The following is a 13,409-nucleotide window of genomic DNA, read 5'->3' as shown; positions in this document are numbered from 1 at the left end:
AGGAACAAAGGACGCGAGACTGGGATCCTAGAACCAAGCGGGCCGAGGAGGTAGAGCCTATAACGGACAAGGGAGAACGAAGAACAACCCCTTCCCCCCCCCCCTTTGGTACGTACAAGCGCGGAGCCTCAGGCGGAGGCGTCCTCCCTGCGGACCGACAGCAGGTCCTCCAGCTGCTCCTCACGCGCGGGCGCGGCCACGAAGAGCAGCTCGTCGCCGGCCTCCAGCGCGTCCTCCTGGCTCGGCGTGAGCACCCGGGTGCCGCGGATGATCGTGACCAGCGAGGTGTCCTCCGGCCAGTCCACGTCGCCGACGCGAGTGCCGACCAGCGCCGCCTCGGGAGGCAGCGTCAGCTCGACGAGGTTGGCGTCGCCCTGGCTGAAACGCATCAGCCGCACCAGGTCGCCGACGCTCACGGCCTCCTCGACCAGCGCGGACATCAGCCGCGGCGTGGAGACCGCGACGTCGACGCCCCAGGACTCGTTGAACAGCCACTCGTTCTTCGGGTTGTTCACACGCGCCACCACCCGCGGCACGCCGTACTCCGTCTTGGCGAGCAGCGAGACGACCAGGTTCACCTTGTCGTCGCCGGTCGCCGCGATCACCACGTTGCAGCGCTGCAGCGCCGCCTCGTCCAGCGAGGTGATCTCGCAGGCGTCGGCCAGCAGCCACTCCGCCTGCGGCACCCGCTCCACCGAGATGGCGGTCGGCGTCTTGTCGATGAGCAGCACCTCGTGCCCGTTCTCCAGCAGCTCGCCCGCGATGGAGCGGCCCACCGCTCCGGCACCGGCAATAGCGACCCTCACAGCACCTCTCCGTTCGCTTGTGGGCGCACCCGGCGCGGGCACGCGCCGGTGGCCTGCGGCCCGGCGGCCGCGTCGTGCACGCCGTTCACCGGTGCCCCTCCTCGGGCCCCTCGGAGAACGCCGCCTCGACCTGTCCGACCTCGTCGGTGCGCATCATCACGTGCACCAGGTCGCCCTCCTGGAGGACCGTCTGTGAGGTCGGCAGGATCGCCTCGCCCAACCGGGTGATGAACGCGACGCGCACCCCGGTCTCCTCCTGGAGCTTGCTGACCTTGTGGCCCACCCACGCGTCGGAGGTGGGCACCTCGGCGAGCTGCACGCCGCCGCTCGGGTCCCGCCACAGCGGCTCCGCGCCGGACGGCAGCAGCCGCCGCAGCATCTGGTCGGCGGTCCACCGCACGGTGGCCACCGTCGGGATGCCCAGGCGCTGGTAGACCTCGGCGCGGCGCGGGTCGTAGATACGGGCCGCGACGTTCTCGACGGAGAACATCTCGCGCGCCACCCGGGCCGCGATGATGTTGGAGTTGTCGCCGCTGGAGACCGCGGCGAAGGCCCCGGCCTCCTCGATGCCCGCCTCGCGCAGGGTGTCCTGGTCGAAGCCGATGCCGGTCACCCGCCGCCCGCCGAAGCCCGCGCCCAGCCGACGGAACGCCGTCGGGTCCTGGTCGACCACCGCGACGGTGTGACCCTGCTGCTCAAGGGTCTGTGCGAGGGCGGAGCCCACGCGGCCGCAGCCCATGATGACGATGTGCATACGCCCTTACCTCGCACCTTCCCTGAGTGCTGTGATGTGGGCAGCCATCGTTCATCATCCTTCCGAGCCCCTGCCGGGGCCACCACGGGGCAGTGCCGGTCGGCCGTGCCGTTGCGGCGACCACGCTACCTGGGATCGGGGCCGCTGCCTCCATCCGATCGTTGTGACGAGACTCGGACGCACGGTCACGGGGGTGGTTAGGATGATCACCGCGTTCCGCTTATGGGCGGACGCCGGGACGCCGACCCGTCTCTCCACTCGTTCATGCCCCCTTTGCTCCTGAGGAATTGATGACTGATCACATACCGGCGGCGGTGATCTGGTGTCTGGCGGCCGCACTGGCGGTGACCCTCGTCCTGCTGGTACGCCAACGGCAGATCACCGCGGGCGCCCGCAAGCGCGTCGCCGCTCTGGAGAGCAGCCTGCGGGCGCGGGACGAGGAGATGCACCACCTGGCCACGGTCCGGCTCGCCGCGATCGAGGACTCCGCGAACCAGCCGGTGCCCCCGCCCGGCCTGCTCGACCAGCGGCTCACCGGCACCGCGTACGCGCACAGCCTGCAGACCGTGATGGACCTCTTCCACCGGGCCGGGGACAAGGCCAAGGCCCGCGCCGAGCAGTCGGCCAAGGCGGCCCTGAAGGCGTCGATGCGCGCCCTCCAGGGGCTCGCCCACGAGCAGCAGCTGTCCATCTCCGAGATGCAGGACCGGCACGACAACCCCGACGTGCTCCGCGACCTGCTGGAGATCGACCACGCCAACTCCCAGTTCGGCCGCCGCGCCCAGGCCATCGCCGTGCTCTGCGGCTCCTGGCCCGGCCGCCAGCGCACCGCCTCCGCCATGACCGACGTGGTGCGCGGCGCGAAGTCCCGCATCCGCGACTACCGCCGCGTCCAGGTCCACAGCCAGGCCGACATCGCCGTCATCAGCCGGGCCGTGGAGCCCGTGGTGCTGGCCGTCGCCGAGCTGCTCGACAACGCGGCCCGCCACTCGCAGCCCAACACCACGGTCGAGGTCAGCCTCCAGCCGGTGCACAACGGCGCCTGCGTCGTCATCGACGACGCCGGCGTCGGCATGGACGGCCACGAGGTGCAGCAGGCCGCGTCACTGCTCAGCGGCGAGCGCGTCGCGGACGTCTCCCGGCTCGGCGACCCGCCGCAGTTCGGCTTCGCCGTCATCGGCGTGCTCGCCGCCCGCTACGGCTTCAGCGTCTCCGTCGACACCCGCTCGCCCTACGGCGGCGTACGGGCGGTGCTCTTCCTGCCCAGCGCCCTCCTGACCCACCTCGACCTGGACGGGCCGGGCACCACCCCGCTGACCCCGCCCGCGCGGCAGCGCCCGCCCCGGCGCGTACCGGCCCCGGCGCCCGAGGCGCAGGAGCCCCCGCGCGACCGCCCGGCACCGCCCCAGGCACCCCTGGCGGGCATCCCCGGCACCGGGGCCGGCGCCACCGCGGGCGGCCTGCCCAAGCGCCGCCGCAGACAGGCCGTGACCGAGCAGACGGACGGGCCCGGCGCCGGCTACGGCGAGGCACCCATCGCGGACCACCCGCAGGAACGGACCGCGGAGGAGACCGCCCGCCGCATGGGCGCGTTCGCCCGCGGCACGAGGTTCGGCCGCAGCGCCGCCGACGCCACCGAAGACGAAGGGAACCCCCACGCGTGAACGACCACATGAACAACGAGCTCGGCTGGATGCTCGACGAGGTCGTGAAGATGCCGGAAGCCCGGCACGCGATCCTGCTCTCCGCCGACGGCATGCTCCGCGCCCACTCCCAGGGCATCGGCCGCGACGAGGCCGAGCGGCAGGCCGCCGGCCTCTCCGGCCTCCAGTCGATCAGCCGCTCCACCGGGGAGTTCTGCTCCCACGAGGAGAGCCCCTGGCGGCAGACGCTCGTGGAGTTCGCGCACGGCTACGTCTTCCTGATCGCCGCGGGCCCCGGCGCCTACCTCGCGGTCTCCGCCACCGACGAGGTCGACATGGAGGCCGTCACCTACCGCATGCAGAAGCTGGTCGACCGGCTCGGCAAGGAACTCACCAGTCCGCCCCGGCAGGACGCCCCCTGGCTGGGTACCGGCAGCCCGGCATGACCCCGCCGCGGCGCGACCCAGGGCGCGACAAGGGACTGGTGCGGCCGTACGTCGTCACCGACGGCCGCGCCTACCCGACCCGCAACACCTTCGACCTCGTCACGCTGGTCATGGCGCAGGGCGACCGGCCGCTCGGCGGCCTCAGCCCCGAGAAGCGCGGGCTCATGGACCTCTGCCTCGGCGGCGCCCTGTCGGTCGCGGAGGTCTCCGGACACCTGATGCTGCCCGTCAGCGTCGTCAAGGTCCTGCTCGGTGACCTCGTGGACAGCGGGCATATCACCACCAGGTCCCCCATCCCCTCGGCCCAGTTGCCCGAGGCCCAGCTCCTTCAGGAGGTGCTCGATGGACTCCGCGCTCGCCTCTGACTCAGACGTCTATCTGCGGCAGAGTGTGCGGACCGCGGCGAAGCTCCTGGTCGTGGGGCACTTCGCGGTCGGCAAGACCACGTTCGTCGGCGCGCTCTCCGAGATCCGGCCGCTGCGCACCGAGGAGACGATGACCCAGGCCGGGGCGTTCGTCGACGACCTCGCCGGCACCGAGTCCAAGACCACCACCACGGTCGCCATGGACTTCGGCCGCCTCACGCTCAGCGACAGCCTCGTCCTCTACCTGTTCGGCGCGCCCGGACAGCAGCGCTTCACCCGGCTCTGGCAGGACATGACCCGGGGCGCCCTCGGCGCGCTCGTACTCGCCGACACCCGCCGCCTGGAGCAGTCCTTCGACGTCATGGGGCTGCTGGAGGAACACGGCCTGCCCTACGCCGTCGCCGTCAACCACTTCGACGGCGCGCCCGCCTTCCCCGAGGAAGAGATCCGCGAGGCCCTCGACCTGCTCCCCGAGACCCCCCTGATCACCTGTGACGCCCGGGACCGGATCTCCTCCACCCGCGCGCTCATATCGCTCGTCGAATACCTGCAGACCCGTACCGCCCAGGAGTACGCGTGACCTACAGCCCCGACACCGGCGCCGCACCGCCACCGGGCTGCCCCGCCCACGCCGGCGGCGGCCCGCTCCCCGGGCTCGCCCAGCCGGGACCCACCCCGATGTACGGGCCCGACTTCGCCGCCGACCCGTCCGCCGTCTACGAGCGGCTGCGCCGGTACGGGCCGACGGCCCCCGTCGAACTCTCGCCCGGCGTGCACGCCACCCTGGTCACCGACTACCGGGCCGCACTCGAAGTGCTGCGCAGCCCCGAGAAGTTCGCCAAGGACGCCCGCCGCTGGCGCGCCCTCGCCGACGGCCGGGTCGGCCCCGACAACCCCGTCGTGCCGATGATGGGCTACCGGCCCAACTGCCTCTTCTCCGACGGCGAGGCCCACCGGCGGCTCCGCCAGGCCGTCACCGACAGCCTCGGCCGCGTCGACCCCACCGCCCTGCGCGGCTACGTCGAGCGCAGCTCCGACACGCTCATCGACCGGTTCTCGCCGTACGGAGAGGCCGACCTCCTCGGCTCGTACGCCAAGGTCCTGCCGCTGCTGGTCTTCAACCAGCTCTTCGGCTGCCCGCCCGCCCTCGGCGAACGGCTCGTCGGGGCCATGTCCGCGATCTTCGACGGGGTCGACGCCGAGCGCGCCAACGCACAGGCCACCCAGAGCTTCATCGAGCTCATCGGCCTCAAGCGCGAACAGCCCGGCGCGGACGTCACCTCCTGGCTGCTGGCCCACCCCGCGAACCTCAGCGACGAGGAGATGATCCACCAGCTCGTCGTGCTGATGGGCGCGGGCACCCAGCCCCAGCAGAACCTCATCGCCAACGGGCTGCGGCTGCTGCTCTCCGACGACCGGTTCGCGGGCGACCTCTCCGGCGGCTCCATGCCCGTGGAGGACGCCCTCGACGAGGTGCTCTGGCTCGACCCGCCGATGGCCAACTACGGCGTCCACTACCCCGTGCACGACCTCGACTTCGGCGGCGTCCGGCTGCGCGAGGGCGAACCCGTCGTCATCAGCTACGCCGCCGCCAACAACGACCCCCACCTCCTGTCCGACCACCGCGGCGGCAACCGCGCCCACCTCGCGTGGAGCGCCGGCCCGCACACCTGCCCGGCCAAGGACTCCGCCCGGCTGATCGCCGCCGTCGCCGTCGAGAAGCTCCTCGACCGCATCCCCGACCTCGAACTCGCCGTGCCCGCCGACCGGCTCGTCTGGCGCCCCGGCCCCTTCCACCGCGCCCTCACCGCGCTCCCCGTCCGGTTTCCCCCAGTACCGGTGCCCATGCCCGCCCCGGTACGCGACCAGTTCGACGAGACACCTGGAGACAGCCGATGGAACGTCAGACCTGCCCTGTCGCAATCGACCCCGCCGGCCACGACATCCACGCCGAAGCCACCCGAATCCGCGAGCAGGGGCCCGCGGCGCGTGTGGAGCTTCCTGACGGCGTGGTGGCGTGGGCAGTAAGCAGCCCGGCCCTGCTCAAACAGCTCCTCACCGACCCGCGCGTCTCCAAGGACCCCCGGCAGCACTGGCCCGCGTGGATCAACGGTGAGATATCCCCCGAGTGGCCGCTGTTCACCTGGGTCGCGGTGCAGAACATGTTCACCGCCTACGGCAGCGACCACCGGCGGTTGCGCAAGCTGGTCGCCAAGGCGTTCACCGCCCGCCGCACGGCCGCCCTGCGCCCCCGCATCGAGGAGATCGCGAACGGCCTCCTCGACTCGCTCGCCGCGACCCCGCGCGGCGAGACCGTGGACCTCCGGGAGGGCTACGCCTACCCGATCCCGATCCAGGTCATCTGCGACCTGTTCGGCATCGAGGACGAGGCCACCCGCGAGGGCCTGCGCGAGTGCGTCGACTCCGTCTTCCACACCTCCGCCGACCCGGCCGAGGTCACCGCCACCTACGCCCGTATCTACGAGCTCCTCGGCGGCCTCATCGCCGCCAAGCGCGAGCGGCCCGGCGACGACATGACCAGCGTGCTGATCTCCGCACGCGACGAGAACGACGGCGCCGGCCTCAGCGAGCAGGAGCTCGCCGACACCCTGCTGCTGGTCATCAGCGCCGGCCACGAGACCACCGTCAACCTCCTCGACAACGCCATCCACCTGCTGCTCACCCACCCCGACCAGCTCGCCCTCATCCGCGAGTCCAAGGCCGGCTGGGGAGACGTGATCGAGGAGGCGCTGCGCGTCGAGGCACCCGTCGCCAACCTGCCGCTGCGCTACGCGGTCGAGGACATCGAACTCGACGGCGGCATCACCCTGCGCAAGGGCGACGCCATCGTCGCCGCCTACGCCGCGGCCGGCCGCGACCCGAAGCAGCACGGCGCCGACGCCGACCGCTTCGACCTCACCCGCGCCGACAAGGAGCACCTCGCCTTCGGCCACGGCGTCCACTTCTGCCTCGGCGCGCCGCTGGCCCGGCTGGAGGCCGAGATCGCGCTGCCCGCCCTGTTCGAGCGCTTCCCCGACCTCGCCCTCGACTGTCCGCCGGAGGGGCTGCGCCCGGTGGAGTCCTTCATCTCCAACGGGCACCGCAGCCTGCCCGCGCGACTGCACGCCACGGTGGCCGTCTGATTCCGTGACCCGCGGGCCCGGCCGATGCCACGGCTGGGCCCGCGGCTGCGCCGCGAGGCGTACGGGGCGCGCGAGGGAGCTTTGTCCCGCCCCGGGCGGGACCCGTACGGACACCGAAAACAATCCACGTGAGATGGCCCATGGGTGGCGGGTGGGCGACCGTATTCGCCAGCGCTTACGATCCTCTCCGTGTCCAAACTGACCGACGTGCCGAAACGGATCCTCATCGGCCGAGCGCTGCGCAGCGACAAGCTGGGGGAGACCCTCCTCCCCAAGCGCGTCGCGCTCCCCGTCTTCGCCTCCGACCCGCTGTCCTCCGTGGCCTACGCGCCGGGCGAAGTGCTCCTCGTGCTGTCCGTGGCGGGCGTGTCGGCCTACCACTTCAGCCCGTGGATCGCCGTCGCGGTCGTCGTGCTGATGTTCACGGTGGTCGCCTCCTACCGCCAGAACGTGCACGCCTACCCGAGCGGCGGCGGCGACTACGAGGTCGCCACCACGAACCTCGGCGCCAAGGCCGGACTCACCGTCGCCAGCGCCCTGCTCGTCGACTACGTGCTGACCGTCGCGGTCTCCATCGCCTCCGGCATCGAGAACCTCGGCTCCGCCATCCCCTTCGTCGCCGAGCACAAGACGCTCTGCGCGGTCACCGTCATCGTGCTGCTCACGGTGATGAACCTGCGCGGCGTCAAGGAGTCCGGGAAGCTCTTCGCCATCCCCACCTACGTCTTCGTGGGCGGCGTCTTCCTGATGATCCTGTGGGGCGTCGTCCGCGGCCTGATCCTCGGCGACACCATGAAGGCCCCCACCGCCGACTACACCATCCACGCCGAACACCAGGGGCTGGCCGGGTTCGCCCTGGTCTTCCTGCTGCTGCGCGCCTTCTCCTCGGGGTGCGCGGCGCTCACCGGCGTCGAGGCGATCAGCAACGGCGTGCCCGCGTTCCGCAAACCGAAGAGCAAGAACGCGGCGTCCACGCTGGCGCTGATGGGCGGCCTCGCCGTCACCATGTTCTGCGGCATCATCGCGCTGGCCATGACCACCAAGGTGCGGATGGCGGAGCACCCCGCCACCGACCTGCTCAACAACGGCAAGCCGGTCGGCTCCGGCTACACCCAGAACCCCGTCATCTCACAGGTCGCCGAGGCGGTCTTCGGCCACGGCTCACTGCTGTTCGTCATCCTGGCCGCCGCCACCGCGCTCGTCCTGTTCCTGGCCGCCAACACCGCGTACAACGGCTTCCCGCTGCTCGGCTCGATCCTCGCCCAGGACCGCTACCTGCCGCGCCAGCTGCACACCCGGGGCGACCGGCTCGCCTTCTCCAACGGCATCGTGCTGCTGGCCGGCGCCGCCGCCGTGCTCACCTACATCTACGGCGCCGACTCGACCCGGCTGATCCAGCTCTACATCGTCGGCGTCTTCGTCTCCTTCACCCTCAGCCAGATCGGCATGGTGCGGCACTGGAACCGCCATCTGCGGACCGAGGGCGACCCGGCCAAGCGCCGCCACATGGTGCGCTCCCGCGCGATCAACACCTTCGGCGCGTTCCTGACCGGGCTGGTCCTGGTCGTCGTACTGCTGACGAAGTTCACGCACGGAGCGTGGGTCGCCCTGCTCGGGATGGTGATCTTCTACGCGACGATGACCGCGATCCGCAAGCACTACGACCGGGTCGCCGAGGAGATCGCGGTCGAGGACGACCCGGACGACGAGATGGTCCGCCCGTCCCGGGTGCACTCCATCGTCCTCGTGTCCAAGGTCCACAAGCCGACGCTGCGCGCCCTCGCGTACGCCAAGCTCATGCGCTCCGACTCGCTCGAAGCGCTGAGCATCAGCGTCGACGCCGCCGAGACGAAGGCGCTCCAGGAGGAGTGGTCGCGGCGCGGCATGGACGTACCGCTCAAGGTCCTCGACTCGCCCTACCGCGAGATCACCCGGCCGATCATCGACTACGTCAAGAGCCTCCGCAAGGAGAGCCCGCGCGACGCGGTCAGCGTCTACATCCCGGAGTACGTGGTCGGCCACTGGTACGAGCACCTGCTGCACAACCAGAGCGCCCTGCGCCTCAAGGGGCGGCTGCTCTTCACGCCCGGGGTGATGGTCACCTCGGTCCCCTGGCAGCTCGACTCCTCGGAGGCGGCCAAGAAACGGGCGCGCAGGCGCGCGGAGTGGAACGCGCCGGGCTCGGTCCGGCGGGGCCCCGTGACCCAGCCCAAGAGGGAGAAGACGGGCACGAAGAAGTAGCGGTAAGGGCGGAGGCCGGTCGGGACGTAGACTGGTCGGCTGCTGCCCCGCCGCACACTTTCTCGTCCTGTTCTCGTCCCGCCGCACACCACACCCCAGCTTCAGGAGCCACCCGCCATGCCGCAAGAGACCGAAGCATCGCTGGTAGGCGAGGAGTACGAGGTAGAGGTCGGCCCCGTCGCGCACGGCGGACACTGCGTCGCCCGTACGGACGGGGGCCGCGTGCTGTTCGTACGGCACGCGCTGCCCGGCGAGCGCGTGGTCGCCCGCGTCACGGACGGCGAGGAGACCTCCCGCTTCCTGCGCGCGGACGCCGTGGAGATCCTCGACGCGTCGAAGGACCGGGTCGAGGCGCCGTGCCCGTTCTCCGGCCCCGGCAAGTGCGGCGGCTGCGACTGGCAGCACGCCAAGCCGGGCGCGCAGCGCCGCCTCAAGGGCGAGGTCATCGCCGAACAGCTGATGCGGCTCGCGGGCCTGACCCCCGAGGAGGCGGGCTGGGACGGCACGGTCATGCCGGCGGAGGGCGACAAGCTCCCGGCGGGCGAGGTCCCCGCGTGGCGCACCCGCGTCCAGTACGCGGTGGACGCCGAGGGCCGCGCCGGCCTGCGCAAGCACCGCTCGCACGAGGTCGAGATCATCGACCGCTGCCTGATCGCGGCTCCGGCCGTCACGGAGCTGGGCATCGAGAAGCGCGAGTGGCCCCAGATCGCCTCGGTGGAGGCCATCGCGGCGACCGGCTCCGGCGACCGCCAGGTCATCCTCACCCCGCAGCCCGGCGGCCGCCTCCCCATCGTCGAACTGGACAAGCCGGTCTCGGTCCTGCGCGTGGGCGAACGCGACAAGGCCGTCCACCGCGTCCACGGCCGCCCCTACGTACGCGAACGCGCCGACGAGCGCACGTACCGCGTGGGCGAAGGCGGCTTCTGGCAGGTCCACCCCCAGGCCGCCGACACGCTGATCAAGGCCGTCATGCAGGGCCTGATGCCGCGCAAGGGCGACATGGCGCTCGACCTGTACTGCGGCGTGGGCCTCTTCGCGGGCGCCCTGGCCGAGCGCATCGGCGACAAGGGCGCCGTCCTGGGCATCGAATCCGGCAAGCGCGCGGTGGAAGACGCCCGCCACAACTTGCAGGACCTGGACCGCGTCCGCATCGAACACGGCAAGGTCGAACAGGTCCTGCCCCGCACCCGCATCGAAGAGGCCGACCTCATCGTCCTCGACCCCCCGCGCGCGGGAGCGGGCAAGCAGACCGTCCGCCGGCTCGCCTCCCTGGGCGCCCGCCGCATCGCCTACGTCGCCTGCGACCCGGCGGCCCTGGCCCGCGACCTGGAGTACTTCGCGGCAGAGGGGTACCGGCCGGTCACGCTGCGGGCGTTCGACCTTTTCCCGATGACGCACCATGTGGAGTGCGTGGCGATCCTGAAGCCGGTGGCAAAGGGCGTCTGATCTGCGGTTTCACCCGTGCGCATTATGGGCGGTGTGGGCGTTACAGGCGTTATCTTGACGCTGAAATGACGCTCATGACGCTCATTTGACGCTCGTTCTGATGGGGTGTCAGGTGCTCTATTTGGCAGGCCAGGCGCCGTTGAGGTGGCCGGTATCGACGCGGCGCTACAGGTAGGCGACGCTGAGCGTTCGGGACGCTGATTCCGACTGGCCAGGCGTTCCCCACGGGGGCAACTGATCTGTATTGCAGACTGCCTGAGCTATTAGCGGTGACCGAGGCGAGGGTGGATCGTGGCGTGCTTCATGAGTTTTCGACGCGCGTATCGCAGTGACATCTCGGATACCCACGAACGTTGACCGAGCCTATGTGCGCGATCTGTCGAGCCGCCGGGACCGGCCTGGGAGTGAGAAGCCTGTTCGACGAGCCCGCAGTCTCGCATCCCAGCGTAACGAAGGTCTGGGCCGACAGTGGCACCAGCGCAGCGTCTTCCAGCACGGAGTCGCCCGAGGATTCGACGTCGAGGTCGTGAAACGACCCGCCACCAAAGGACGGGGCGCATTCCTGTCTGTGCTGGCCAGCCCAGGGACCCCCAAGGGGGATGCCGGTTAAGGCGCTCAGAGGGCAATCGCCGTGCAGTCCTCACCGCCGACGTCACAGCCCTGTTCTCGGAGGGCTCCAGACGATTCGTGCCCCGGGTGAGCCCGACGAGCAGGTTTTCGGCACGCAGTGCACGCCTGCTTCGGCGAGCCTCGATGGACCGTTGGCGCGGGGTGCCGTTACGCCGCGGTGGTCCGAGCGATCTCGGCTGCCGTCGGCACGGGAACGACCTCGATACTTACCCCGCGTGTGGTGAGCTCCCTTGCTGTCTGGTGGAGCGTGATCTGGGAGAAGGCGAAAAGCGAGTCGGGCGTGAAGGTGGCTCCGGACTTGTGCCGGACCGCAAGGACCAGCCGACGAGGTGTGAAGTCCTCGGCCAGCCTGATTCTCCCTTCGCTGTCCCGTGCGACCCGGCGGACGAACTGGCGGCGCGCCTCAGGTGAGTTGACGAGGAGTTCGACGGCGACCTGTGCTTGCCCGAGGAGGTGGCTGAAGGAGTCGGAGGAGCCGGACTGCTTGACCAGGACAAGGGTGCCGTCCGGAGTCAGCAGGTCGCAGATTTCGACCCGGTCGGTGCGCTTGAGGGGGTTATTGATGAACTCGCCGTCGAGGAATAGCCATTCGGGGCGGGCCTTTGAGACCGCTCGGTTGTAGGCGCGTTCGTTCGCGCCTTCGGGCCAGTGCGGCAGGCCGTACACGGCGGCATCGATGAACAACCGTCGCAGGTTGTCTCGGACGAAGTCGATGTAGCAGGCGCCGAGCTCGTACCAGTCGCCGTCCAGAAGGCAGTACGTCTGCGGACCGAGGGAGACATCGGCCTGGATCCAGTCCAGGGCGTGGGTGGTCGCCAGCGGGACGGAGGATCTGGGCGACGGGTCGCGGTGAAGGGTCACCGTGCCGTCGCGCAGGGCGGCGATACGGGTGCCGGGGAGGTGGATCCTGGCCCGGGTGAGGACGTACTCCAGGTCGAAGTCGTCGCAGAGGTATGCCTCAGTGCTGCCGATGCAGGTCCGGTATGCGGTGGCCTCGGCGTACGTCTCGTGCAGGTCGAGGGGTACGGAGAACGAGATCCGTCCGTCGGCGGGGGCGCCGAGCAGACGGTCGAGGGCGACTTCGAGTGCAGCGCGGGTGACGGTGTCGGTGACCGGGACGATGTGGTCGACGAATTCCAGCTCGGGGTGCGGGATGTCGTCCTGGCAGGCCCGGGTGATCGTGCGCAGGTCCTCGACCAGGTCGGCCGGCTCGATGCCGAGCGGGAGCCGCAGGCCGACACCGCCTTGGGCGGTGCAGGCCCGGCCGTTGGCGTGGCGGCTTCGGGTGAGCGGGACGTCGTCGAGGTGGCCGCCGAGGTGGCGGACCACCCGTGCCTGGTCGCGAATGCCGAGTGCCGGGACGGAGGTGCCGGCGGCTACCAGGGAGATGTCGGTGCGCGGCCGGCCGAGCGCTTTGGTGACAGCGCCGCTGATGTGCCGGGGGTCGATCGTGCGGATGGCGAAGCAGAGGCCGAACCTCTTGTCCTTGAGGACATCGGGAACCAGGCGGTAGCCGTTGCCGCAGGTCACGGCGTAGACCTGGCCGTTGACGGCGAGGAGCAGCAGGGCTCCGGTGCGGCGGACGGGTTCGAAGACCGTGATTCCGGTGGTACGGGCGTTGGGGGCGCACCAGGTGTCGGCGGCCTCCTGCTTGCCGTAGGTGAGGTAGATCGCGGGCACGCCGAGGACCACGGGGTGGTGCAGTTCGGCTTCCAGCCGGTCGAGCTGTTCGTGGTCGAGGGCCTCGAACATCGCCTCGGGGGTCGGGGAGACGGTGGGGAGTCGATAGACGGTGCGGACTGCGGTGTGGGTGGCCATGGGAAGTTCTCCGAGCGTCTGCGGGGGTGGTGCAAGAAGGCTGACGAAGCCTCACCTGTACACACAGAACAATGACAGTGCCATGTGTACGTTGTCAACGTGATGCTGGTATTCCTG

The 13,409-nt window shown here is 70.6% G+C and carries 11 protein-coding genes; 8 read left to right on the top strand and 3 right to left on the bottom strand.

Annotated elements, in window-relative coordinates:
- Positions 1-128: 128 nt before the first annotated feature.
- Together AC07AB_RS13745 and AC07AB_RS13740 are read right to left on the bottom strand one after the other, a co-directional pair.
- Positions 129-806 (bottom strand): potassium channel family protein, encoded by a 678-nt coding sequence (locus AC07AB_RS13745; RefSeq protein ID WP_478565038.1) that lies wholly within the window; start codon positions 804-806, stop codon positions 129-131.
- Between the two features lie 85 nt (positions 807-891).
- Positions 892-1,560, bottom strand: a complete 669-nt coding sequence (locus AC07AB_RS13740) for a potassium channel family protein (protein WP_478565035.1) — start codon at positions 1,558-1,560, stop codon at positions 892-894.
- A 290-nt stretch (positions 1,561-1,850) separates the two neighbouring features.
- Between AC07AB_RS13740 and AC07AB_RS13735 the strand changes: the two genes are divergently transcribed.
- The 8 genes from AC07AB_RS13735 (at position 1,851) to AC07AB_RS13700 (ending at position 10,844) form a co-directional block, all read left to right on the top strand.
- On the top strand, positions 1,851-3,224 hold the full coding sequence (locus tag AC07AB_RS13735; protein ID WP_478565032.1) for an ATP-binding protein: 1,374 nt from the start codon (positions 1,851-1,853) through the stop codon (positions 3,222-3,224).
- Entirely contained in the window at positions 3,221-3,649 is a 429-nt protein-coding gene (locus tag AC07AB_RS13730) for a roadblock/LC7 domain-containing protein (protein WP_363131033.1), read from the top strand. Before AC07AB_RS13735 ends, AC07AB_RS13730 begins: the two co-directional genes overlap by 4 nt.
- Positions 3,646-4,014, top strand: coding sequence for a DUF742 domain-containing protein (locus AC07AB_RS13725; RefSeq protein ID WP_478565029.1), 369 nt, complete (start codon positions 3,646-3,648; stop codon positions 4,012-4,014). The genes AC07AB_RS13730 and AC07AB_RS13725 overlap by 4 nt, the downstream gene beginning before the upstream one ends.
- Positions 3,992-4,594: a GTP-binding protein gene (locus AC07AB_RS13720; RefSeq protein ID WP_478565026.1), complete on the top strand. Its 603-nt coding sequence runs from the start codon at positions 3,992-3,994 to the stop codon at positions 4,592-4,594. Before AC07AB_RS13725 ends, AC07AB_RS13720 begins: the two co-directional genes overlap by 23 nt.
- Positions 4,595-4,692: 98 nt before the next feature.
- Positions 4,693-6,042, top strand: coding sequence for a cytochrome P450 (locus AC07AB_RS13715; protein ID WP_478565445.1), 1,350 nt, complete (start codon positions 4,693-4,695; stop codon positions 6,040-6,042).
- Positions 6,006-7,157: a cytochrome P450 family protein gene (locus AC07AB_RS13710; RefSeq protein WP_478565023.1), complete on the top strand. Its 1,152-nt coding sequence runs from the start codon at positions 6,006-6,008 to the stop codon at positions 7,155-7,157. The genes AC07AB_RS13715 and AC07AB_RS13710 overlap by 37 nt, the downstream gene beginning before the upstream one ends.
- A gap of 189 nt (positions 7,158-7,346) precedes the next feature.
- Positions 7,347-9,398 (top strand): APC family permease, encoded by a 2,052-nt coding sequence (locus AC07AB_RS13705; RefSeq protein WP_478565020.1) that lies wholly within the window; start codon positions 7,347-7,349, stop codon positions 9,396-9,398.
- Positions 9,399-9,515: 117 nt separating this feature from the next.
- A complete protein-coding gene (locus tag AC07AB_RS13700; RefSeq protein WP_478565017.1) occupies positions 9,516-10,844 on the top strand; it encodes a class I SAM-dependent RNA methyltransferase in 1,329 nt (442 codons plus the stop codon).
- A gap of 777 nt (positions 10,845-11,621) precedes the next feature.
- Here the strand turns inward: AC07AB_RS13700 and AC07AB_RS13695 are convergent.
- The gene (locus tag AC07AB_RS13695; RefSeq protein ID WP_478565014.1) at positions 11,622-13,292 is read right to left on the bottom strand and encodes a TIGR04141 family sporadically distributed protein; all 1,671 of its coding nucleotides are present in this window, start codon (positions 13,290-13,292) and stop codon (positions 11,622-11,624) included.
- Positions 13,293-13,409 lie beyond the last annotated feature (117 nt).

It is taken from the genome of Streptomyces sp. NPDC044033, from assembly GCF_056434425.1.
The sequence above is the reverse complement of the archived record's forward strand: the minus strand, read 5'-3'. Positions and strand labels throughout refer to the sequence as shown.

Bases quoted from the DNA above. Each gene is read 5' to 3' on its own strand.
- AC07AB_RS13735 (WP_478565032.1), top strand. From the start codon at position 1,851: ATGACTGATCACATACCGGCGGCGGTGATCTGGTGTCTGGCGGCCGCA.
- AC07AB_RS13700 (WP_478565017.1), top strand. From the start codon at position 9,516: ATGCCGCAAGAGACCGAAGCATCGCTGGTAGGCGAGGAGTACGAGGTA.
- AC07AB_RS13720 (WP_478565026.1), top strand. From the start codon at position 3,992: ATGGACTCCGCGCTCGCCTCTGACTCAGACGTCTATCTGCGGCAGAGT.
- AC07AB_RS13725 (WP_478565029.1), top strand. From the start codon at position 3,646: ATGACCCCGCCGCGGCGCGACCCAGGGCGCGACAAGGGACTGGTGCGG.
- AC07AB_RS13695 (WP_478565014.1), bottom strand. From the start codon at position 13,292: ATGGCCACCCACACCGCAGTCCGCACCGTCTATCGACTCCCCACCGTC.
- AC07AB_RS13740 (WP_478565035.1), bottom strand. From the start codon at position 1,560: ATGCACATCGTCATCATGGGCTGCGGCCGCGTGGGCTCCGCCCTCGCA.
- AC07AB_RS13715 (WP_478565445.1), top strand. From the start codon at position 4,693: ATGTACGGGCCCGACTTCGCCGCCGACCCGTCCGCCGTCTACGAGCGG.